Origin of the sequence: Rheinheimera oceanensis, from assembly GCF_018831085.1 — a bacterium.
GTDB lineage: Bacteria > Pseudomonadota > Gammaproteobacteria > Enterobacterales > Alteromonadaceae > Alishewanella > Alishewanella oceanensis.
Window position 1 is genome coordinate 13,562 of sequence record NZ_JAGPNM010000003.1, and the last position, 21,469, is coordinate 35,030.

Annotated in this window: 22 protein-coding genes and 3 tRNA genes; 17 read left to right on the top strand and 8 right to left on the bottom strand. The window is 48.5% G+C overall.

The features are described 5' to 3' along the window. The first annotated feature begins 132 nt into the window (after positions 1–132). Positions 133–900, top strand: a complete 768-nt coding sequence (locus J3B89_RS08105) for a class II glutamine amidotransferase (RefSeq protein ID WP_215397049.1) — start codon at positions 133–135, stop codon at positions 898–900. Here the strand turns inward: J3B89_RS08105 and J3B89_RS08110 are convergent. The 8 genes from J3B89_RS08110 to J3B89_RS08145 all read right to left on the bottom strand — a co-directional run bounded on the left by J3B89_RS08110 (position 879) and on the right by J3B89_RS08145 (position 7,339). After that, the gene (locus tag J3B89_RS08110; protein ID WP_251372313.1) at positions 879–1,631 is read right to left on the bottom strand and encodes a DUF3108 domain-containing protein; all 753 of its coding nucleotides are present in this window, start codon (positions 1,629–1,631) and stop codon (positions 879–881) included. The genes J3B89_RS08105 and J3B89_RS08110 overlap by 22 nt on opposite strands. Next, positions 1,612–2,262, bottom strand: coding sequence for a phosphoribosylglycinamide formyltransferase (gene purN, locus J3B89_RS08115; protein ID WP_215397050.1), 651 nt, complete (start codon positions 2,260–2,262; stop codon positions 1,612–1,614). Before purN ends, J3B89_RS08110 begins: the two co-directional genes overlap by 20 nt. An 8-nt stretch (positions 2,263–2,270) precedes the next feature. Then, on the bottom strand, positions 2,271–3,314 hold the full coding sequence (gene purM / locus J3B89_RS08120; RefSeq protein WP_215397051.1) for a phosphoribosylformylglycinamidine cyclo-ligase: 1,044 nt from the start codon (positions 3,312–3,314) through the stop codon (positions 2,271–2,273). A 78-nt stretch (positions 3,315–3,392) separates the two neighbouring features. After that, a complete protein-coding gene (locus J3B89_RS08125; protein WP_215397052.1) occupies positions 3,393–3,800 on the bottom strand; it encodes a hypothetical protein in 408 nt (135 codons plus the stop codon). A 7-nt stretch (positions 3,801–3,807) separates the two neighbouring features. Beyond that, entirely contained in the window at positions 3,808–4,704 is an 897-nt protein-coding gene (locus J3B89_RS08130; RefSeq protein WP_215397053.1) for a LysR family transcriptional regulator, read from the bottom strand. 23 nt (positions 4,705–4,727) lie between these two features. Then, on the bottom strand, positions 4,728–5,693 hold the full coding sequence (cmoB, locus tag J3B89_RS08135) for a tRNA 5-methoxyuridine(34)/uridine 5-oxyacetic acid(34) synthase CmoB (RefSeq protein ID WP_215397054.1): 966 nt from the start codon (positions 5,691–5,693) through the stop codon (positions 4,728–4,730). Between the two features lie 24 nt (positions 5,694–5,717). Beyond that, entirely contained in the window at positions 5,718–6,443 is a 726-nt protein-coding gene (gene cmoA, locus J3B89_RS08140) for a carboxy-S-adenosyl-L-methionine synthase CmoA (protein ID WP_215397055.1), read from the bottom strand. A gap of 59 nt (positions 6,444–6,502) precedes the next feature. Then, positions 6,503–7,339, bottom strand: a complete 837-nt coding sequence (locus J3B89_RS08145) for a DUF72 domain-containing protein (RefSeq protein ID WP_215397056.1) — start codon at positions 7,337–7,339, stop codon at positions 6,503–6,505. A gap of 66 nt (positions 7,340–7,405) precedes the next feature. Here J3B89_RS08145 and J3B89_RS08150 point away from each other — a divergent pair, with 66 nt between their 5' ends. The 16 genes from J3B89_RS08150 to J3B89_RS08225 all read left to right on the top strand — a co-directional run bounded on the left by J3B89_RS08150 (position 7,406) and on the right by J3B89_RS08225 (position 21,450). Then, complete coding sequence (locus tag J3B89_RS08150) at positions 7,406–10,228, top strand: transporter substrate-binding domain-containing protein (protein WP_215397057.1); 2,823 nt, start codon at positions 7,406–7,408, stop codon at positions 10,226–10,228. A gap of 83 nt (positions 10,229–10,311) precedes the next feature. Continuing rightward, positions 10,312–12,090, top strand: a complete 1,779-nt coding sequence (aspS, locus tag J3B89_RS08155) for an aspartate--tRNA ligase (protein WP_215397058.1) — start codon at positions 10,312–10,314, stop codon at positions 12,088–12,090. Between the two features lie 63 nt (positions 12,091–12,153). Continuing rightward, positions 12,154–12,897 (top strand): YebC/PmpR family DNA-binding transcriptional regulator, encoded by a 744-nt coding sequence (locus J3B89_RS08160; RefSeq protein ID WP_215397059.1) that lies wholly within the window; start codon positions 12,154–12,156, stop codon positions 12,895–12,897. A 13-nt stretch (positions 12,898–12,910) separates the two neighbouring features. Next, complete coding sequence (gene ruvC / locus J3B89_RS08165; protein WP_215397060.1) at positions 12,911–13,435, top strand: crossover junction endodeoxyribonuclease RuvC; 525 nt, start codon at positions 12,911–12,913, stop codon at positions 13,433–13,435. Between the two features lie 34 nt (positions 13,436–13,469). Next, positions 13,470–14,090: a Holliday junction branch migration protein RuvA gene (gene ruvA, locus J3B89_RS08170; protein WP_215397061.1), complete on the top strand. Its 621-nt coding sequence runs from the start codon at positions 13,470–13,472 to the stop codon at positions 14,088–14,090. 3 nt (positions 14,091–14,093) lie between these two features. Beyond that, the gene (ruvB, locus tag J3B89_RS08175) at positions 14,094–15,104 is read left to right on the top strand and encodes a Holliday junction branch migration DNA helicase RuvB (RefSeq protein ID WP_215397062.1); all 1,011 of its coding nucleotides are present in this window, start codon (positions 14,094–14,096) and stop codon (positions 15,102–15,104) included. 746 nt (positions 15,105–15,850) lie between these two features. Next, positions 15,851–16,261 carry a tol-pal system-associated acyl-CoA thioesterase gene (ybgC, locus tag J3B89_RS08180; RefSeq protein ID WP_215397063.1) on the top strand — a complete coding sequence of 137 codons (411 nt, stop codon included), beginning with the start codon at positions 15,851–15,853 and terminating at the stop codon, positions 16,259–16,261. Then, entirely contained in the window at positions 16,251–16,940 is a 690-nt protein-coding gene (gene tolQ / locus J3B89_RS08185) for a protein TolQ (protein WP_349814204.1), read from the top strand. The genes ybgC and tolQ overlap by 11 nt, the downstream gene beginning before the upstream one ends. Next, a complete protein-coding gene (gene tolR, locus J3B89_RS08190; protein WP_068229639.1) occupies positions 16,940–17,371 on the top strand; it encodes a protein TolR in 432 nt (143 codons plus the stop codon). The genes tolQ and tolR overlap by 1 nt, the downstream gene beginning before the upstream one ends. Position 17,372: 1 nt before the next feature. Further along, positions 17,373–18,290: a cell envelope integrity protein TolA gene (gene tolA / locus J3B89_RS08195; protein WP_215397064.1), complete on the top strand. Its 918-nt coding sequence runs from the start codon at positions 17,373–17,375 to the stop codon at positions 18,288–18,290. A 2-nt stretch (positions 18,291–18,292) separates the two neighbouring features. Next, positions 18,293–19,639: a Tol-Pal system beta propeller repeat protein TolB gene (gene tolB / locus J3B89_RS08200; RefSeq protein ID WP_215397065.1), complete on the top strand. Its 1,347-nt coding sequence runs from the start codon at positions 18,293–18,295 to the stop codon at positions 19,637–19,639. 40 nt (positions 19,640–19,679) lie between these two features. Next, positions 19,680–20,201: a peptidoglycan-associated lipoprotein Pal gene (gene pal / locus J3B89_RS08205; RefSeq protein ID WP_215397066.1), complete on the top strand. Its 522-nt coding sequence runs from the start codon at positions 19,680–19,682 to the stop codon at positions 20,199–20,201. Between the two features lie 27 nt (positions 20,202–20,228). Next, positions 20,229–21,032 carry a tol-pal system protein YbgF gene (gene ybgF / locus J3B89_RS08210; RefSeq protein WP_215397067.1) on the top strand — a complete coding sequence of 268 codons (804 nt, stop codon included), beginning with the start codon at positions 20,229–20,231 and terminating at the stop codon, positions 21,030–21,032. Positions 21,033–21,180: 148 nt separating this feature from the next. After that, a tRNA-Lys gene (locus J3B89_RS08215) sits at positions 21,181–21,256 on the top strand. Between the two features lie 25 nt (positions 21,257–21,281). Further along, a tRNA-Lys gene (locus J3B89_RS08220) sits at positions 21,282–21,357 on the top strand. A 17-nt stretch (positions 21,358–21,374) separates the two neighbouring features. Further along, positions 21,375–21,450: transfer RNA gene (locus tag J3B89_RS08225), tRNA-Lys, on the top strand. The last annotated feature ends 19 nt before the right edge of the window (positions 21,451–21,469 follow it).

Consider the following 21,469-nt stretch of genomic DNA (forward strand, 5'->3'; position numbering starts at 1 on the left):
CTAAAGTTGCAAGCCTAAAAGCGGCTGTTGCATAAAGTCATTGTCAACTTCAGCTACAACTCTTACGCTATTACGTTTAAGCATAGCCTTTTGGCTTGGTTTCGCTGCTGCACTTTTCAGCTAAGGACGTGTATGTGTGAATTACTGGGTATGTCGGCTAATGTGCCAACTGATATTTGCTTTAGCTTTAAAGGTTTAAAAGAGCGGGGCGGGCGTACCGGCCCGCATAAAGATGGCTGGGGCGTAGCCTTTTATGAAAATAAAGGCGTCTGTACTTTTAAAGATGCTCTGCCAAGTTATCAGTCAGAAATTGCCCGGCTGGTATCGGATTATCCGATCAAGAGTAAGGCGGTTATTGCGCATGTACGTCAGGCAAACCGTGGCCGGGTAGCGCTGGAAAATACCCATCCGTTTACGCGTGAGTTATGGGGCCGCTATTGGACTTACGCCCACAATGGCCAGCTAAGCGGTTATCAGCAATTGCCTGTAGCACGCTTTGTGCCGGTGGGAACCACCGACAGCGAACGGGCGTTTTGTTACTTACTCAGCGAACTGGACAAAAAGTATCCGCAGAAACCGCCAGGCCGTAAAGCGGCATTTAAGTTTATTCAGCGCAAATGTAAAGAGCTGCAAAAGCTGGGCGTATTTAATATGCTACTGACCGATGGTGAGTACTTATTAACCTATTGCACCACCAAACTGCACTGGATCACCCGGCGCGCACCTTTTGGCATTGCCCGGTTGTCGGATGTTGATGTAGATATTGATTTTAGCCGTGAAACCACACCGGATGATGTAGTAACGATTATTGCCACTGAACCGTTAACCAATAATGAGCAGTGGCATAAGATGGCTGCCGGAGAAAGCCAGCTGTTCCGCTATGGCGAACCGCTGGCCTGAGCAGCGCTCGTCAGGTCAAGTTTGTGCAATTGCACGTCAAACTGTTCAACATTGTCTTCACCACGCCATAAACGCACCAGCATGTAATCAAGCTCTGGTGCTACCCAGGCGTAAATCTGTTTATCGCTGTTTTCTTCAATGCGGGCGATACGTAAGGTTTTAATATTACCGTAAGGCAACGGCAGCATTTCTTCAGCCACCACTTTATAGTGATAAGGCTTGCTGTCACCGTGGCGGTTTAATACGTTGTAAGTAAATTCAGTTTTACCGGCACGTAAGTCCAGTACTAACTGTAGCTGATAGCTTATCTGATCCAGCCAGTCGTTCTGCCACTCAGTGGCTTTAGGTTTACGTGCTTTGCCCTCGCTTAGTACTTTGGCAACAGGATCGAGGTTTAGCTCATAGTAGCGGTTTGGTCCGGTGCCGGAGCGTGTCATAACATAACGCAGTGGCTGAATAGCTCCATCGGTTACGGTAAAGTCAGATATTTCCTGGCGTTTATCAGAGAATATCATCCAGCTGATATTACTGCTGTAGCCCAGCTGATAGCCTTGTGCTGTGGTTTTTAAATAGCGGTTAGCTTCACCATGTTTTTTGCCCGCCCGATATACAATGTAATCGGCGTTAAAACTGCTTAACGGTACGGTTTCAGCACTAACTGCGCTGCAAAAGAGTGTTGCTATTACAACAAAAGGCGCCCATAAGCGCCAGTTAGTCTTCGTCTTCATCATTGGCATAACCGTTGGCTGCTAATACATTGCCATCTAACCATGCCTGATCTGCATGCTGTTGTAAACGGTTTTGGCAAAACCAGCGCACCACCAGCGGATAAATACGGTGTTCCTGTTCATGTACCCGCTCTGCGAGGCTTTGAGCATCATCATCGGCAAATACCGGCACTTTAGCCTGTAAAATAACCGGGCCGCCATCAAGCTGTTCGGTAACAAAATGTACGCTGCAACCATGCTCGCTATCACCGGCATCAATAGCACGCTGATGTGTTGCCAGCCCCTGATATTTAGGTAATAGCGAAGGGTGGATGTTAAGCAGCCGGCCGCTGAAATGTTGCACAAAAGCCGGCGTAAGAATACGCATAAAGCCGGCTAATATCACTAAATCAGGTTTATGCTGGTCTATCGCATCAGTCAGGGCCAGATCGTATTTGTCGCGGCTGGCATAACTTTTGTGGCTAAGTACCTGCGTGCTGATGCCGGCTTCATTCGCCCGCACCAGCCCGTAGGCATTAGCTTTATTTGATATCACTGCACTGACTTTACCAGGGATAAAACCACTGCTGCAGGCGTCAATAATGGCCTGCAGGTTTGACCCGCTGCCGGAAATCAGTACTACGATAGATTTCATCGGTTGCCTTATTCGTTAATAATAACCAGCTCATCGCCTGCCGCGGCAGACTGAATTTCACCCAGATGCCACACAGTTTCGCCAGCATCACTGAGTATGCTGATGGCCTGTTGCAGTTTGTCCTGAGGTACAACCACCAACATACCTACACCACAGTTAAAGGTGCGGTACATTTCATGGCGGCTGATATTGCCCTGCTGCTGCAGCCAGTTGAAAATGGCTGGCCACTGCCAGCTTTTACCGTTGATTACGGCTTTGGTATTCTCCGGCAATACCCGCGGAATATTTTCCCAGAAGCCACCACCGGTAATATGACACAGTGCATTTACCGGTACCTGTTTAAACAGGTTCAGCAGGTTTTTCACATAAATACGGGTAGGCTCCAGCAGGTGATCGGCCAGGGATTTGCCTTCCAGCAGGGTATCCGGGCTTTGGCCGCTAACTTCCAGTACTTTACGGATTAACGAAAAACCATTGGAGTGCGGGCCGGAAGATGCCATGGCAATTAACTGATCGCCCGGTTTTACTTTACTGCCGTCGATAATGTCGGCTTTTTCCACTACACCAACACAGAAACCGGCAATATCATAATCTTCGCCGTGATACATGCCCGGCATTTCGGCGGTTTCGCCGCCAACCAGTGAACAACCAGACTGATAACACCCCTCAGCAATACCATTTACTACAGCCGATGCGGTGTCGACATCGAGTTTGCCGGTGGCGTAATAATCGAGGAAAAACAGCGGCTCAGCGCCTTGCACCACCAGATCGTTAACACACATGGCAACTAAATCAATGCCCACGCCGTCATGACGTTTTAAATCCATAGCCAGCCGCAGTTTGGTACCTACACCGTCAGTGCCGGATACCAGTACCGGTTCTTTATAACCGGCCGGAATTTGGCACAGCGCACCAAAGCCACCTAAACCACCCATAACTTCAGGGCGACGTGTGCGTTTGACTGCGCCTTTAATCCGCTCAACTAACGCATTACCTGCGTCAATATCAACTCCGGCGTCTTTGTAGCTTAACGATGTTTTCTGCTCGCTCACGGCAATCCTCGAATGACTGAAAGTGGAAAGGCTAAAAATTGGCGGCATTTTACCTGCTTAACGCCGCCGACAAAAGCCTTACTGCATAGCATTTGCCATCGCCTGCTTTACATAGTCATATAAACTGATGCTGTTGTCTCGGGTGATTTTATGGTAACACACTGAAGCAAATGGAAATTCTTTGTCATTCAGCCTGATATAAACAAAAGGAGCTGTGCTGTCAGTCTGATCATGCTGCCAGTGGCCGCCAACATTGGCGATAAACAACTCACCAATATAAGCGCCGATAATGTTACATAAGGTAAACACCACCTCGGCCGAATGGCGCTGCTTTTGCTCCCGGCTGTTTAATTCGGTTAGCAGTATATCAATTTGCTGCAGGCTGTCGATGCTGTGATCCAGCGCCAGATTGTGTTCGTCTCTGGCATAGTTTACCGCGTCTGCGGCCGCGCCCTGCATTAAGTTATTCAGTTCTTGTTGTTGCATAGTTGCCTCAGGATTTTTGATGGGCCGCCAGAATTAACTGGCGTAATTGTTTACTGCCGGGGCCAAGGGTTTCCTCTTTCGGTGCTACCAGCGATATGGTTGCCATACGCTCGCTGCTTTGGTTCAGGCTAAGTTGCACCAGAGTGCCACGGGTAATATAGTCTGTCACCATAAAATCCGGCAGCCAGCAAAAACCCAGCCCGAGTTGCAAAATTTCTATCGCTTCAAAAAAATTATCTACCGTCCAGCGTTGTTCTGCCCGCAGCCAACCAATATTTTCCTGCGGTTTTTGTGCGGTATCACGGATCACCAGCTGCAAATGCTGGCTTAGTTCATTCTGGTCAATATGATTTGCTGTGGCTAATGGATTCAGGCTACCGGTAACCGGAATAAAGCGGGTATGGCATAAATGCTCACCTAAATAGCCTTTGGGAATAAAGGCAGCGGCCGCTATTACCAGATCGGCCCGCTTTTGCAGGATCATTTCTGCGGTACCGGTAATAACACAGTCGACAAGCTGAATACGGCTACCACGGCTAAGCGGATAAAAGGCAGCGAGGGCTTCATTTAAAAAGCGGCGCGGGTAGGCCAGCTCTACCGCAATACGGATCTCCGGCTCCCAGCCCTGGTCGATATTGGCGGCCAGCAATTCTAAATCTTCCACTTGCTGTGTCAGCAACCTTGAGCGGCGCAGCATCACTTCACCGGCTTCTGTCAGATAAGCTTTGCGGCCGCGGACTTCCAGCAGCTCAACACCAAGCTGGTTTTGCAATTTCGCTACGGCATGATTGAGTGATGACTGGCTTTTATTTAGCAGCTCTGCCGCCTGCGCGTAGCCACCTGCATCGACCACCGCTTGCAAAATACGCCATTGCTCCAGAGTTGAACGTGGACGGTAGGGCATAACGGGCATGTGCTCCTGTGGCGTTAAACGTTGGCGACAATCACTGCCCTTAGCGGTGCCGGATAGCCTTCTATGGTTTTACTATGATCAGTTGCATCGAGAAAATCAATCAAACTTTCGTTTTCCATCCAGTCGGTTTTACGCTGCTCGTCTAAGGTAGTGCGGTTTAAATCTGCCAGCCGTACATTGCTAAAACCCAGCCGCTGCAGCCAGTGTGTTAGCGCGGCGACGCTGGGGATAAACCAGACATTACGCATCTTGGCATAACGCTCACCAGGCACCAGTACCGTGTGTTCGTCACCTTCTACCACTAAGGTTTCCAGGATCAACTCGCCACCGGGGCGCAATTGGTTTTTCAGCTGTTGCAGAAAATCCAGCGGCGAACGGCGGTGGTACAATACACCCATTGAGAATACGGTATCAAATTGCTTAAGTGCCGGCATCTCGTCTATCCCGATCGGAATAAGATTGACCGCAGGGTCGGGGTTAAAATGCTTAATTGCCTGAAACTGGGCATAAAACAGCTGCGACGGGTCAATGCCAACGACAAATTCTGCGCCTTCACCACGCATACGCCACAGGTGATAACCACTGCCACAACCTACATCCAGCACAGTGCGTTTAGCCAGCGGTGCAATATGCGGTAGTACCCGATCCCATTTAAAATCAGAGCGCCACTCGGTATCAATATCAATACCATGAATATTAAACGGGCCTTTACGCCAGGGTTTTAACTGCTGCAATAAATAGCGGATCTGTTGCGCTTCGCCGCTGCTAATGTCACTGGCATGGCCAAACTGCACTTGTTTTTTTAGCTCAATGACGCTGACAGATGTTGCCGGCAGGTTACTGATCACCTTCTGCCACTGCTTAAAATCGCCATGCAGGGCGTCTTTGCTCCAGCTTGCCAGCTGCGCCGGTAACGTCTGCAGCCAGCTGTGCAGTTTATTGGTTGCCAGTTGGGCATAAAAGGGGGTGAAGTCGAGCATAGCTAACCTTATGTAAGAGCGACGTTACTTAATCGCGACCATTGAGCAGAAATTAAAACACTGAAACCATAGCGTCTGGCTGGTAAAACCGGCTTGCTGTAAGCGTTGCTGGTGTTCCGCCAGGGAGTCGGGTTTCATTACGTTTTCCAACGCGCTGCGTTTTTGGCTGATTTCCAGCTCGCTGTAGCCGTTAGCGCGTTTAAAGTCGTGGTGTAGCTCCACCAGTAAGTCGTTTGTAACGGGGTCGTGGTTGATAAACTTTTCCGACAAAATCAATAAACCACCGGGTTTTAAACCCTGATAAACGCGGTTAATCAGAGTATTACGATCTTCTTTGGGTAAAAACTGCAGGGTAAAGTTAATTACCACTATGGCGGCCTGTTCAATTGGTTGCTGGCGAATATCCGCCAGTTTTACCTCAACCGGTATCTCAGAGCGAAACGCCTGCAAATGCCGCTCGCAGCGCTCTACCATAGCGCTGCTGTTATCCACTGCAATAATACGGCTGTTAGCTGCAGTGATATTGCGCCGCATCGCCAGAGTCGCAGCGCCTAAAGAACAACCCAGGTCATAGTAATTGCTGTCAGCTTGCTCAAAGCGGCTGCTAAGCTTGCCAATGGTTTGAATAATAGTTTGATAGCCGGGCACAGAGCGCTGGATCATGTCGGGGAATACATCAGCAACCTGATCGTCAAAACGAAAATCCTGAATATGAGCCAGTGGCTCGGCGAAAATGGCATCTTTTTGCATAAAAACGTGTCGGTAGGAAACAGTATAAGTGGCGCTATTTTACCTTAAATACCACAAAACTACAGCAAGCTGAATTGCTGCTCACCAGGCCAGGGTTCCAGACAGCTGTGAGGGTAAGCTAGATCCTGTGCAAACTGGCGACACAGTTGCGGCGCCAGATGGTTATCCGGCGTATGGAAAAAGCAAAACGGGCTTTTACCTTCATCGAGCCATTGCTGCACTTTAGTAAGCCATGGCTGATAAAACTGCCGGTTTACGGCCATATCATCGGTGCCGATAAACCTTAGCACCGGTGTTTGGCTGAAACTTATCGCATGTACCGGCACGCGTGGTTTTTTGGCCTGAGCATCCATTAATGCCTGATTGGTTGCTGGCACCGAAAATAAAGCTCTGCTGTCGATTACTACGCGCTCTGCCTGATAGTGCTGCAACATTTTGTGTAATTTAATTTCATATTGGCCTTTGTCAAAAAAGGCTGGATGCCGTACTTCCAGTGCACAGCGGCACTGTTGGCTAATCTGTTCAACCAAGGTGCTGATTTGGCCAAAGTCGGCCGGACCTGTGCGGGCCGGCAGTTGCAGATGCACCAGTGCCAGTTTCTGGCCAAGCGTTGCCATACGTTTAAGCCACTCTGCCAGCTGCAGCAGGCTGTCTGCACCGCCGTGATGGCTGATGCGCTGCGGCACTTTCAAGACAAAACAGTAGTGTGGGGGCGTGTCTTGCTGCCAGCGTTTTAAGGTATCTTCTGATGGATCAGCATAAAAGGTGGTGTTGCCCTCAGCACTGTTAAAATAACGGGCATACTGCGGCAAAAAGTCGGTTGCTTTGGCGTCCACAGTATAGATGGAATTTTTCCATTTTGGGTTGGCCCATACCGGGCAGCCGAGATATAACATAGCTGACTTGACCTTATTACCGTGGCGGCGTACAACTAACAGACTAAGGCTGGGAAGCATAACATAATGATTGGTAAATCTATCTTCGCTTTGTTGCTGATGTTCTCGCTGGCACATACTTATGCGTCTGCAACCGGCTTGCCGGCAAGGTTACAGGTGGCATTAAGTGCAGACACGTATCCTTATATGTTTATCAATACTGAAGGCGAGGTTGCCGGGCTGGCGGTTGATTACTGGCGCGAAGTGGGGCGCCGGGAAAACATTCAGATAGACTTTATTGCTGCCGATTGGCCAGACACATTAAAGCTGCTGCAACAAGGCGATGTGCAATTACATGGGGCTATGGCCAGCACGCCGGAACGTAAAGCTATGTTTAAGCTTACAGAGCTTAATGTGGACGCATTTAGTAATGTCTATGTAATGCGCGATTTAACCGGTGTTAATTCCTTAGCAGATCTGCAGCCCTTCGTTATCGGAGTGGTAGAAAATACCGGCCATCTGACGGCGCTAAAACAACAGTTGCCGCAGGGCAACTTTATGTATTTTCCTAATATTACTGCGTTGTATCAGGCCGCTTTGGATGGAAAGGTTGCTGCTTTTACCGGTCTGGACCGGCTTCCTACTTATGATCCCCGCTATGAAGAGCTTAATCGTAAGTTTCCTTTGTTCCGCCGTATTGCGTTACGCAAGATGGAGCTGGTATATGCTGTGATGCCTGCCAATCAGCAGTTGGCACAACAGTTGGCTGCGGCTACTGCGCGGCTTGACCGTAACTTTATTGATGAGTTGGAAAGACGCTGGCTGGGAACACCTGCTGAGCAGGATACGTTACTGCTTGGTGTGTCTATTGATAACCAGCCATATATGCATGTCTCGTTGCAGGGCGAAGCGCAGGGGCTTTTTGTTGATATGTGGCAACAGTGGTCTGAACAAACCGGTACAAAAATCGCTTTTGTACCAGACACCTCATTCAATAATCTGAGCAACCTGCAAAAAGGCCGCATTGACGTAGTGGTCGCTTTTCCTGACAACAAAGGGTTGCCCGACAATCTGCTGGATGCGCATCAGCTATACAGTTTTAATTCAGAACTTTTCAGCCCGGCAAAATTGCAGCTGAAACAGTTAGATGAAACCAGTACCGGTAAAGTGGGGGTGTTTGAAAATGCGCCTTATGTGGCGGAATTACAGCTGCGTTACCCGCTGCTGGAGTTTGTCAGGTATCGTACCCTAAATGAGATGCTGGACGCTTCTCTGCGTTTAGAACTGCTGGGCTTTTTTGGGGCCGCTGCCACTATGCCGATGCGCTTACAGCAATTAAATGTCTGGGACAGTTTTAACCGGCTGGAGTCAAGCAGTGTCAGTTCGCCGCTGTACAGCCTGGTCAGAGCGGATAAACCAGAGTTGGCAGAGCATATCCGGCAAGGTTTTACCGCATTGAAGCTGGATACGCTGATACAGGCAGAACAGCGTTGGATCACAGACCGGGCGCAATATTATTTTGCGGCATTTCGCGACAAAGTACCGCTATCGCTTAAAGAAGCCGATTGGCTGAGCAACCATAATAAGCTACGTGTTGGTATGCTAAATGACTGGGCACCAATGGAGTTTATAGACACAGATGGCAATCCGGCCGGTGTTACCGTTGATATGTTTAATTTGCTCAGCCAGCGGATGAACATTGATTTTGATATCAGCGTTTATAGCCAGTTCGACGTTATGCTGGCCGATTTACAGCAGAAAAAGCTCGATCTTATTGCTAACGTTTCAATGCGGGAGGATCGCAAAAGTTATGCGGTATTCAGTGACGAGTTCTGGTCAATACAATGGGCGGCTATCAGCCGGGGAGACGTGGCGACTGTGGTCACTACCTCTGATCTGAACGGCAAGCGGGTGGCAATATATAAAGACTATCAATTAGCTAAACATCTTAATGATGTTTATCCACAAATTGATGTAAAGCCTGTTGTTGACCTGCGCCGTGCACTGGATCTTTTGCTGCAGCATGAAGTTGATTTTGTTATCGACTCTGTCGAAGCTGCCAGCGAAATGTTGCGCCAAACCGGTTATATGTATTTGCGCGTGCAGGTGCTGGATGATTTACCGTCGTACCCATCGTTGATTGCGGTACGCAATGACTACCAGCCATTAATAGAGATCCTCAACAAAGGGCTGCGTAGCATCGGCCAGGCAGAGCGGCAACAGTTGTATCAAAAATGGTTTAGCTTTCAGATAACGCAGGGCATTAACAAAGCTCAATTTAACCGCATGATGTGGCAAATTGGTGGCGCCGCATTAGCATTGCTGACATTTTTTGTGATCTGGAATTTGTCGTTGCGCAAAGAAGTACGGCTGCGCCGGCAAGCCGAACAAAAAATGCGTTTTATGGCCACACATGACGATTTAACGCAGCTTCCTAATCGCGGGCTGATTAAAGAGCGGATAGAGCAGGCTTTGTTGCAACATGCCCGGCACAATGAGATTCTGGCCTTGTTATTTATCGATCTGGATGGTTTTAAAGAAGTAAACGATCTGTATGGCCATGATGTAGGCGATGAACTGCTGCTGAAACTTGCTTTGGTGCTCAAAGATGCAGTCAGAAAAAGCGATACCGTTGCCCGTTTTGGCGGCGATGAATTTGTGGTGTTACTTACCGGCCTGCTTAGCCGGGAAGATGCCGCTATAGTGGCAGAAAAAATGCTGCATCAGCTAAGCCAGCCGGTAACCCTTTCGGTAGGTGAAGTTAGGGTGGGTGCCAGCATTGGTATTGCTATTTATCCGGATGATGGTACCGGCAGTGCCAAACTGCTGAAAGTAGCCGACAGCCTGATGTACCGGGTTAAGCAGCAGGGTAAAAACCAGTACTGTTTTTCCCGGGCGGTGTTTTCGTAAGCGGGCAGTGACATTAGGCGTCATTTCTATATAATTAGCCGTCATTTTAGTGCCGCTGATTAGCAAGGTAGAAGGAAGGTTTAATGCGTAGCCATTATTGCGGTTTATTAACCGCACAACATGTTGGGCAACAAGTGTCTTTATGCGGCTGGGTTAACCGGCGCCGCGATCTGGGTGGTTTGATTTTCTTAGACCTGCGCGACCGTGAGGGCATGGTGCAGGTTGTTTGTGACCCCGATTTAAAAGACCTGTTTGACGTTGCCTATACACTGCGCAATGAATTCTGTATTCAGATTAAAGGTCAGGTGCGGGCCCGGCCTGACTCGCAAATTAACAAAGATATGGCTACCGGCGAAGTGGAAGTGTATGCCAGCGATCTGGTTATTCTTAATAAAGCCGCGCCATTACCGCTGGACTCCAACCAGAACAACAGTGAAGAGCAGCGCTTAAAGTACCGTTACCTTGACCTGCGCCGGCCATTGATGAGCGATAGGTTAAAGTTTCGCGCCCGCGTTACCAGCTTTGTGCGTAACTTTATGGACAGCCATGGCTTTATGGATGTTGAAACCCCTATTCTGACCAAGGCAACGCCGGAAGGCGCACGCGATTACTTAGTGCCCAGCCGTACGCACAAAGGCCAGTTTTTTGCGTTGCCGCAATCGCCGCAATTGTTTAAACAATTACTGATGATGTCAGGTCTGGATCGTTACTATCAAATTGTAAAATGTTTCCGCGATGAAGATTTACGTGCTGATCGCCAGCCGGAATTCACCCAGATTGATATTGAAACCTCGTTTATGAGCGCAGAGCAGGTCATGGAAGTGACTGAGCAAATGGTGCAACAGATGTTTAACCAGTTGCTGGGCGTCGATTTAGGCAAGATGCCACGCATGCCATACTGGGAAGCGATGCGGCTTTATGGTTCAGACAAGCCGGACCTGCGTAACCCGATGCAGTTTGTCGATGTGGCCGACTTACTCAAAGACGTTGAATTTAAAGTATTCTCTGGCCCGGCCAATGATGCCAAAGGCCGCGTAGTGGCGCTAAAAGTACCGGGCGCTGCCGAAAAAGTATCGCGTAAAGATATTGATAACTACACCAGCTTTGTTGGCATCTATGGCGCCAAAGGCTTAGCCTGGATGAAGGTCAACGATGTAACCGCAGGTGCGGATGGCGTACAATCGCCGGTAGCCAAGTTTTTAACACCGGATATTATCAGCACTATTATTGCGCGTACTGGTGCCAACAACGGCGATTTAATTTTCTTCGGTGCCGACAGCTACAAAGTGGTGTGTGAAGCCATGGGCGCGCTGCGTTTAAAGCTGGGCGAAGATTTAGGCATTACCCAGCCTGGCTGGAAGCCCCTGTGGGTGGTGGACTTCCCGATGTTTGAAGAAAACGACGATGGCAGCTTCTCTGCTGTGCATCACCCCTTTACTTCACCGCTGGATACGGCGGCGTTTTTAAATACCGCCAATAGTGAACTTGAGCTGGGTAAGTTGTTATCTAATGCCTACGATATGGTATTAAACGGTACCGAGCTGGGTGGCGGTTCGGTGCGTATTCATACTGCTGAAGTACAGGCGAAAGTATTCACCTTGTTGGGGATTAGCGATGAAGAGGCGGCAGAGAAATTCGGCTTCCTGCTTGAAGCGTTAAAATATGGTGCGCCACCGCATGCCGGTTTGGCTTTTGGCCTGGACCGACTGGTGATGTTAATGACCGGTGCCACGTCAATTCGTGATGTGATGGCATTCCCTAAAACCGCCACGGCCGCCTGCCCGTTAACCGACGCCCCCGGCGCCGCTAACCCGGCGCAGCTGGCTGAGCTTGGCATAGCTGTGCTAGCTAAAGCAGAATAAGTTTTACCATTTTACCTGCAATACCGTGGCAGCAATTTTGCTGCCACAACTAAGGAGTAACTGATGGCCGGCCATAGTAAATGGGCGAACATGAAGCATCGCAAAGCCCGTCAGGATGCGAAGAAAAATAAAATTTTCACCAAAATTATCCGCGAGTTAACTGTTGCTGCCCGCTTAAACCCTGATATCAGCGCTAACCCGCGGCTGCGTTTGGCGGTAGATAAAGCCCTGTCAGAAAATATGACCCGCGATACCATAGACCGCGCCATAAAGCGCGGTGCCGGTGCCAGCGAGGGCGAAAACTACGAAGAGTTGGTGTACGAAGGCTATGGCCCGAACGGTGTGGCGGTAATTGTTGAAACCATGACCGACAACCATAAACGTACCGTAGCTGATGTACGCCATGCTTTTACTAAAGCAGGCGGCAGTCTGGGCACCAGCGGCTCAGTAGCCTATTTGTTCAGCCGCCGTGGCGTGTTAGTGTTTGCCCCCGGCATGGATGAAGACAGCCTGATGGAAGCGGCACTGAATGCCGGTGCCGAAGATATCCTAAGCCATGAAGATGGCAGCTTTGAAGTGCTGACAGCAGCAGAGCAGTTTAATGACGTGAAAGACGCGCTGATAGCTGGCGGTTTTATGCCGGATAGTAGCGAAGTAACCTTAATACCGGCCACCCGCGCTGAGGTGGATGCGGATCATGTGGCGGCGTTTTTTAAACTACTTGATCAGTTGGAAGACTCAGATGACGTGCAAAATGTGTATCACAATGCCGATATCAGTGACGAACTGATGGTTGAGCACGGTTAAGCGTGGCGCAGCAGTGAACATTATTCTGGGCATTGACCCCGGCAGCCGCTTAACCGGTTATGGTGTTGTGCGCCAGGTAGGCATGAAATTTGAGTATGTCGCCAGCGGCTGTATCCGGCTTACCACCACTGATTTACTGCCTGAGCGCTTGCTGGATATTTTCAATGGCGTCAGCGAAATTATCAGCCAGACAAGGCCGACTATTTTTGCTATTGAGCAGGTGTTTATGGCGCGCAATGCCGACTCTGCGTTAAAACTGGGGCAGGCGCGTGGTGCGGCTATTGTCGCCGCCAAACATGCCGGGCTTGAGGTGTACGAATACTCAGCGCGTCAGGTCAAGCAATCAGTGGTTGGCACCGGCGCCGCTGACAAAGCCCAGGTACAGCATATGGTACGCACCTTACTCAAATTACCGGCTAACCCGCAGGCCGACGCCGCTGATGCGCTTGCAGTCGCCCTGTGTCATGGGCATACTCAACAGAGTTTAATCAGTTTGGCTGGCCAAGCGCGTAAAACCGTACGTGGCAGGTTACGCTAGGCAGATTTATCACCTTATTCTATAAGCAGACCTTATGATTGGACGTTTACGCGGTATTCTGCTGGAAAAGCAGGCGCCGGACTTATTAATAGAAGTGGCAGGTGTCGGCTATGAGGTTCAGCTGCCGCTGACCAGTTTTTATCAGCTACCGGCTATAGGTGTAGAAGCCACTATTTATACCCATTTTGTTGTACGCGAAGATGCGCAGCTGTTATACGGCTTTGTTAATCAGGCTGAGCGAGCGCTGTTTCGTCAACTGATTAAAGCCAACGGAGTTGGTCCCAAATTAGCGCTGACGATATTATCCGGTATGACCGCGCAGCAATTTGTGCGCTGTGTCCAACTTGATGATGTCAGCACCCTGGTGAAGTTGCCGGGAGTGGGCAAAAAAACGGCAGAGCGTTTAGTGGTAGAAATGCGTGACCGGTTAAAAGACTGGGGCATAGCGCCCAGCACCCCGGTTACCGATGGCTTAGTGCTACAAGATGATCAAGCGATTTTCAGCCCTGAGCAAAGTGCAGAGCAAGATGCTGCCAGTGCCTTGGTATCGCTGGGTTACAGCCAGCTGCAAGCTGATAAAGCTGTACAAAAGACTAAACAAAGCGGAATGAGCAGTGAACAGCTTATTAAAGCAGCGCTGCGGAGCATGATGTAAGCCATGATAGAAGCTGATCGTTTAATTCAAACCAGTGCCACCCGCGAAGACGAGGTAATTGACCGCGCGATAAGGCCCAAAACCCTGGCCGACTACACCGGACAAGAGCATGTTTGCCAGCAGATGGCCATTTTCATTGAGGCCGCCCGTGGCAGGGGGGATCCGCTGGACCACCTGCTGATTTTTGGCCCGCCGGGTTTGGGTAAAACTACACTGGCGATGATCGTGGCCAATGAAATGGGCGTAAATATTAAAACCACCTCGGGCCCGGTGCTGGAAAAAGCCGGTGACTTAGCGGCGCTACTTACCAACCTTGAGCCAAACGATGTGTTGTTTATTGACGAGATCCACCGCTTAAGCCCGGTAGTGGAAGAAATTCTTTATCCGGCGATGGAAGACTATCAACTCGATATCATGATAGGCGAGGGCCCAGCGGCGCGCTCCATAAAACTGGATTTACCGCCGTTTACCCTGGTTGGCGCGACTACCCGTGCCGGAGCCTTAACCTCACCGCTACGCGATCGCTTTGGCATAGTGCAGCGGCTGGAGTTTTATAAAGTGGCCGAGTTAACGCAGATTATTCTGCGATCAGCACATTTTCTTAATTTAGTGTTAGACGAAGCCGGTGCGGCAGAAATTGCCAGACGTTCGCGCGGTACGCCCCGTATCGCTAACCGGTTACTACGCCGTGTGCGCGATTATGCCCAGGTTAAAGCCAATGGTGAGGTAACGGTAGACATAGCCGCACAGGCACTGTTAATGGTAGATGTTGATGCCGAAGGCTTCGACTATATGGACCGTAAGCTTTTGCTGGCGATTATTGAAAAGTTTATGGGGGGCCCGGTTGGTTTAGATAACTTAGCCGCCGCCATTGGCGAAGAAAAAGATACTATTGAAGATGTGATAGAACCGTTCTTAATTCAGCAGGGTTTTATTCAGCGTACGCCGCGTGGCCGTATTGCCTCGCCACGGGCGTATCAGCATTTTGGTTTCGATTTACCGCAAACAGATTAGTAAATTAACATTCCCTAACCAGTTTAAGCTGTAGTTAGGCGGCAAATGAGCGAGCTGAAACGCCAGCGCGACCCCATGAACATAGTTTCCTATGTGATTAGAATGAGCGAATGCAGCCAACAACACTGCAGCTCCAACCAGGAGCGCGGATAAAAAAAAAGCCCGCTCAGGGAGCGGGCAATGCAACAAGTTGAAGGAGTGCTTCAAAAAATCCAGGGAACATGCTTAAGCAGCAACAAAATTTGGTAATAACACAAATCTCGCTGCCAAATGATCTTCACTAAAGTGCGGTAACTTCTTGCCTCACTTTTGCGCTAGCTCAGAACACAGGCGTAATAATAAGGATTTCGAGTAATTACTTCAAACGAGAAAATTTAGCGCCAAGGTATTAGAAAAACTAATGCCTGGCAAAAGTGACTTCGCGTTAAATTTAGCCAACCTTTGGAATGGCTTCCTCGCAAGTGCACTGTTCATCTGGGGTTAATCTTCAGCGTGGAAGATACAGCACATTACTTTTTATCAGGTTTCCATAGGTGGATGTTGGATTAAGTGTGTCTGGCATATAGGGCTAAATGAGGTATAAAAAATGTATTTTTACGGAACCTCACAACGTTACATGGGTCAACAGAAACAAATGAAAATTACAAGTAGCTGGTGAAGAAAAATATAGTTGCCGTTCTGCTTGTCAGGCAATTGAGTTAGTGTCCCGGCTTACTTATCATATGCAGCAATTAAAGCGAATGCTCATGTCAGAAACAGTCTTTACATTCCCTGTGCGTGTGTACTATGAAGATACCGATGCAGGGGGAATAGTATATTATGCTAATTATTTAAAATTTTTTGAACGAGCGCGCACCGAGTGGTTGCGCGCCCTGGGTATTGAACAGGATTTATTATTGTCAAATAATGTCGCTTTTGTTGTTACACAAGTTTTAATGGATAACAAAAAGCCAGCGAGATTTAATGAATTATTGACGGTGTCTAGCCAAATCAGTACCTTAAAGCAAGCTAGTATGGTTTTTGAGCAAAATATTCATAATGGTGCGGCAGAGTTAATCTGTTCAGCACGTATTAAAGTAGCCTGTATTTCATTACAGGAGATGAAGGCCAGGGCTTTTCCGGCCAAAGTGTCAGAGGTGTTAGCGCGTGGCAGGTGAAATTTCTATTTTAAGTTTGTTGATCGAAGCCAGTTTTGTTGTGCAACTGGTTATGCTGATTTTACTGGCAATGTCAGTAATGTCATGGACTATGATTTTCCGCCGCCGTAAAGCCTTAAGTGAAGCTGTGGTTGAAGCAAAGAAGTTTGAAGATAAGTTCTGGTCGGGAGTTGACTTAGCTAAATTATATAATGAAGTCAGCGCCAGAGCATCCAACAATGGTTTAGAAACCCTGTTTAAAGCCGGTTTTAAAGAGTTTGCCCGCCTGCATAAAACCAACAGCCGGCAACCTGCAGCAGTAATGGAAGGTACGCAACGCGCAATGCGGGTTGGTTTATCGCGCGAGGTAGAGCGGTTGGAAATGCATTTACCGTTTTTAGCCACGGTTGGTTCTATCAGCCCTTATATCGGCCTGTTCGGCACAGTATGGGGTATTATGAACTCATTTATTGCTTTAGGTGCCGTAGAGCAAGCTACGCTTGCAATGGTAGCGCCGGGTATTGCCGAAGCACTTATTGCTACGGCAATTGGTTTATTTGCTGCAATTCCTGCGGTAATTGCCTACAACAAATTTTCACATCAGGTAGAAGTGCTGGAAAGTAGCTATGCCAACTTTGTTGAAGAGTTTGCCAATATTCTGCACCGGCAGGCTGTATCTAACGGCGGAGAAGCTGCCTGATGTATGTACGTAAAAAACGTCGTTTGAAGGCTGAAATAAACGTAGTGCCCTATATCGATGTTATGTTGGTGCTATTGGTCATTTTTATGGTGACCACGCCGTTGATTACTCAGGGTGTGAAGGTAGAATTACCTAAATCAGCAGCAGAGCCTATAAAGCAAATGCAAGACGGTAAAACACCACTTGTCGCCACAGTAGATCAGGACGGCTTGTACTATTTTGAGAAAGATGGCAAACAGCAGGGTCCATTTACTGCGGCTGAGTTAACGGTGGAAGTAGCCAGTTGGCTGAAAATAGAGCCGGGTACGCAAGTGATAGTAAAGGGTGATCGTAAAGTTAGTTATGATGCTGTTATCCGCCTGATCAATGTGCTTAAAGGTGCTGGTGCGCCTTCTGTAGGCCTGATGACAGATAACGTGGATTCAAATTAAAATGGCTGTTGCAATAGATCCACAACTCGCGAAGTCGCTTGGCCTGCATTTGGCTATAGTGATAGTGCTGATTTTTGGTGCAGATTTTTCCAGTACACCTGAGATGGTGAGTGTTAGCCAGGAATCTGAAGGCAAAGCACCAATTGAAGCCGTAGCGATAGATCAACAGCAGTTAAACAACCGGGTGCAACAAATGCAGCAGGAGCGTGACAACGCCCGGGCTGCTGAAGAAAAACGTATTCGTGATTTGGAGCGCCGGGCCCAGCAGGCAGAAAGAAATCGTGCCGAAGAAGAGGCACGTTTAAAGCGGGTAGCTGCTGAGAAACGTCAGGCCGATGAAGAAGCACAACGGTCCCGGGCTGCCGCTGCAGATGCGAAAAGACAGCAGGAGCAGGAAGCTGCTAAAGCGCGTGAAGCGGAGCAGGCCAGAATAGCGAAAGAACAAGAGCGGAAAAAAGCGGAAGAGGCGGCCAAGGCCGCAGAGCAAAAACGTAAAGCTGAGCAGGAAGCTGCAGAGAAAGCGGCTGCGGAGCGTGCCCGTCAGGCTGCAGAAGCTAAAGAACGTGCCGAGCAGGAAAGAGCTATGCAGGAACAGTTGGCTAAAGAAGCTCAGGCCCGTTCAGCTGCCAGAGCAAGGCAGGCCGCGACCGAAGTGCAGCGTTATACTGCGCTGATCCGCGATGCGGTGCAGCGCAATTTGTTGGTTGATGAAAGTATGCGTGGCCGGTCGTGCCGGATAAATATTCGCTTAGCGAGTAATGGTTTTGTTACTAATGTTGGTGTTATCAACGGTGACAAAACAGTATGTGACGCCGCTGTGCGGGCTGTAAACCGTGCAGGTACTTTACCTGTGTCGCCAGACCCGGATGTGTATAACCAGTTGAAAGACATTAACTTAACGGTGAGTCCAGAATTTTGATTATGTTTAAATTGTTCAGAAATGCAGTTGTTATTATATCGCTGATGTTAAGTACAGTTGCTCAGGCATCTTTAGAAATTGTAATTACCGAGGGTATCGACTCTGCCCGGCCAATTGCAATACTGCCATTTACTTTTAAAGGTGCTAATTTACCTAAAGAGCGTATAGATGAAGTGATTGCGGCTGACCTGATGCGCAGCGGCAAATTTAGCCCGTTGGCCAGTATAAAAATGCCGCAGCGGCCACCAACTTCAGCACAAATTGATTACGCTGCCTGGGCACGTGAAGGTGTTGAGGCTATTGTTATTGGCCAGATAACAGAAATAGGTATTGACCGTTATACTGTTAGTTTTGAATTAGTTGATGTTTTAAAGGGTAGTAACAGCGCAGACAGGCAATCATTAAATGCTGGCCGTTTAACCGGCAGTAATGCTCATATTCTTGATAGCCGTGAAACCACCATTAATGGCAGCCAGTTCCGTCAGTATGCCCATCGTATCAGCGACATAGTATATGAAAAGCTGACCGGTGAACGCGGAGCGTTTTTAACCAAAATTGCGTATGTATTAGTAAATCGCAACCAGCAGTTCCCATATCAGTTGGTTGTTGCTGATTATGATGGTGCAAATGAGCAAGTGTTATTACGCTCGAAAGAGCCGTTAATGTCGCCAAGCTGGTCACCTGATGGTACCAAATTGGCCTATGTAACATTTGAGAAACGCCAGTCACAGATTTATATTCAGGATATTTATAGCGGACGCCGCACTATGTTAAGCAGTTCACCGGGTATTAACGGTGCGCCAACATGGTCGCCGGACGGGAAGCGTTTAGCCATGGTACTGTCGAAAGACGGTAATGCAGAAATCTACGTGATGGAAGTAGCTACCAAGGCATTAACGCGGGTAACAAATCATCGTGCTATCGACACTGAACCGTCGTGGGCACCTGATGGTAAGGAGCTGCTATTTAGTTCGGAGCGAGGTGGCAATCCGCAACTTTATAGCGTAAATTTGTTAACGGGTGCAACCAGACGTTTAACCTTTGAAGGTGAAATGAATCTGGCGGGCTCTTACACTCCGGATGGAAATTCGGTTGTAATGGTGAATCGCACCAGAGGGCAGTATCACATTGCAAAAATGGATCGTCAGACCCGCTTTATGCAAGTGTTAACAAAAACAAATCTGGACGAGTCACCCAGCGTGGCGCCAAATGGTTCTATGATTATTTATAGTACCACTCATGGTTCTTCGCAGGTGTTAGCACTGGTTTCTATGGACGGCCGTTTTAAAGCGCGTCTGCCGGCGGTAGAAGGGCAAGTTAAATCTCCGTCGTGGTCGCCGTTTTTATAAAAGAAAAGCGTTATTACATTTAAATACTAAGGACAACATCATGAAATTAAATAAAGTGTTAAAAGGTTTATTGATTGCATTACCAGTGCTGACCATGGCTGCTTGTAGCTCAACTTCTTCAACTGACGCATCTGATGCTGATACCTCTGGTGTTGGCCGCGAGACTGTGCAAGTTGATACTGCCAGCCAAACAGTAAGCCCTGCTGAGCAGTTACGCCAGAAGCTGGAAGCTCTGCGTCAGGAAAATACAGTTTACTTCGATTTTGACAAAGCGACTGTACGTCCTGAGTTCATTGAAGTACTGCAAGCTCACGGTGCTTTTTTAACAGCTAACCCAAGTGTTCGCGTTACTATTGAAGGCCACACTGACGAGCGCGGCACGCCAGAATACAACATCGCCCTGGGCGAGCGTCGTGCTATTTCTGTAGTACAGTATCTGCAAAACCTGGGTGTTTCTGCCGGCCAAATCTCAACTGTAAGCTACGGTGAAGAAAAGCCAGCTGATACATCACGTACCGAAGCAGGCTTTGCTAAAAACCGTCGTGCAGTGTTAGTCTACTAATCCAGACTCATTACTACATTGATACGCATGACAGTGAAATATACTCTGCTTACAGCGATAACACTGGCTCACGCCAGTGCTATCGCAAATCCGGCGCCGGTTACTGATATTAACCGCAACCGAACTGCTATTAACACTACTCAACAGGCTCAGCCTGCGGGTTCAATAGAACAACGCTTAACTGCGCTTGAACGTATTGTTGAAGCAAGGTCAGATGCACAGCTTCGCATGGCACAACAGTTACAATCGCTACTGGACGAAGTCAGCGAGCTGCGTGGAGTAACTGAAACACATACGTATCAGCTTGACGAAATCCTGCAGCGTCAGCGCGATATCTATCAGGAGATAGACCGGCGTGTCAGTGCTATACAGACAACGCCGTCTGCCAATATACCGACCATACCTGCTAATACCTCAGCACCTGCTGCGGGGGCTGCAGTGTATTCATCTGATGTTTCAGAAAATGAAGCCTATGATAAAGCGGTAAACATGGTTCTGAAAGATCGCCGCTATGACGCAGCAATTCCTGAGTTCGAAAGCTTTATCAAGAATTACCCTGATTCAGGCTATGCGCCTAACGCACATTATTGGCTGGGACAGTTGTTATTTAACAATAATGAACTGGCTAAAGCAAAGACGCATTTTGAACGGGTAGTAAAGAACTTCCCGGATTCCGGTAAAGTAGCTGACGCCTTATTAAAACTAGGGCAGGTGGCAGAGCGCGAGAACGACAAAAATACAGCACTGCGATATTATCGCCAGCTGCTGGAAAAACAGCCCAACGCTACTTCAGCGAAGCTGGCGCAGGATAGAATCAACGCACTTAAATAATACAAACCCGGCTTAGGCCGGGTTTTTTCTGCAAGCTTTAACACCTCTAAACGCTGGCATTTTGAGCAGTCAGACCACATAGGCGTGGTTTTTAACACTTTTTGGTTGCACAAAAGCCGTAAATCAGTAAGATATGCGTCCGCGGTTAGGGTCATTAGCTCAGCTGGTAGAGCAGCGGACTTTTAATCCGTTGGTCGATGATTCGAATTCATCATGACCCACCAACCGCGCAAACTTTGATATCGAAATGGGTCATTAGCTCAGCTGGTAGAGCAGCGGACTTTTAATCCGTTGGTCGATGATTCGAATTCATCATGACCCACCACTTCGATATCCCTGTTTGGGTCATTAGCTCAGCTGGTAGAGCAGCGGACTTTTAATCCGTTGGTCGATGGTTCGAATCCATCATGACCCACCAATTTTCTCCGTTTTTCCTG

Excerpts from the sequence above, each read along its gene's own strand:
- J3B89_RS08130 (WP_215397053.1), bottom strand. The coding sequence starts at position 4,704 with ATGCCCTACCGTCCACGTTCAACTCTGGAGCAATGGCGTATTTTGCAA.
- ybgF (WP_215397067.1), top strand. The coding sequence starts at position 20,229 with ATGACAGTGAAATATACTCTGCTTACAGCGATAACACTGGCTCACGCC.
- J3B89_RS08105 (WP_215397049.1), top strand. The coding sequence starts at position 133 with ATGTGTGAATTACTGGGTATGTCGGCTAATGTGCCAACTGATATTTGC.
- pal (WP_215397066.1), top strand. The coding sequence starts at position 19,680 with ATGAAATTAAATAAAGTGTTAAAAGGTTTATTGATTGCATTACCAGTG.
- cmoA (WP_215397055.1), bottom strand. The coding sequence starts at position 6,443 with ATGCAAAAAGATGCCATTTTCGCCGAGCCACTGGCTCATATTCAGGAT.
- J3B89_RS08150 (WP_215397057.1), top strand. The coding sequence starts at position 7,406 with ATGATTGGTAAATCTATCTTCGCTTTGTTGCTGATGTTCTCGCTGGCA.
- ruvA (WP_215397061.1), top strand. The coding sequence starts at position 13,470 with ATGATTGGACGTTTACGCGGTATTCTGCTGGAAAAGCAGGCGCCGGAC.
- tolB (WP_215397065.1), top strand. The coding sequence starts at position 18,293 with ATGTTTAAATTGTTCAGAAATGCAGTTGTTATTATATCGCTGATGTTA.
- tolA (WP_215397064.1), top strand. The coding sequence starts at position 17,373 with ATGGCTGTTGCAATAGATCCACAACTCGCGAAGTCGCTTGGCCTGCAT.
- aspS (WP_215397058.1), top strand. The coding sequence starts at position 10,312 with ATGCGTAGCCATTATTGCGGTTTATTAACCGCACAACATGTTGGGCAA.
- J3B89_RS08110 (WP_251372313.1), bottom strand. The coding sequence starts at position 1,631 with ATGATGAAGACGAAGACTAACTGGCGCTTATGGGCGCCTTTTGTTGTA.
- cmoB (WP_215397054.1), bottom strand. The coding sequence starts at position 5,693 with ATGCTCGACTTCACCCCCTTTTATGCCCAACTGGCAACCAATAAACTG.
- purN (WP_215397050.1), bottom strand. The coding sequence starts at position 2,262 with ATGAAATCTATCGTAGTACTGATTTCCGGCAGCGGGTCAAACCTGCAG.
- ybgC (WP_215397063.1), top strand. The coding sequence starts at position 15,851 with ATGTCAGAAACAGTCTTTACATTCCCTGTGCGTGTGTACTATGAAGAT.
- J3B89_RS08160 (WP_215397059.1), top strand. The coding sequence starts at position 12,154 with ATGGCCGGCCATAGTAAATGGGCGAACATGAAGCATCGCAAAGCCCGT.
- J3B89_RS08145 (WP_215397056.1), bottom strand. The coding sequence starts at position 7,339 with ATGTTATATCTCGGCTGCCCGGTATGGGCCAACCCAAAATGGAAAAAT.
- ruvB (WP_215397062.1), top strand. The coding sequence starts at position 14,094 with ATGATAGAAGCTGATCGTTTAATTCAAACCAGTGCCACCCGCGAAGAC.
- tolR (WP_068229639.1), top strand. The coding sequence starts at position 16,940 with ATGTATGTACGTAAAAAACGTCGTTTGAAGGCTGAAATAAACGTAGTG.
- J3B89_RS08125 (WP_215397052.1), bottom strand. The coding sequence starts at position 3,800 with ATGCAACAACAAGAACTGAATAACTTAATGCAGGGCGCGGCCGCAGAC.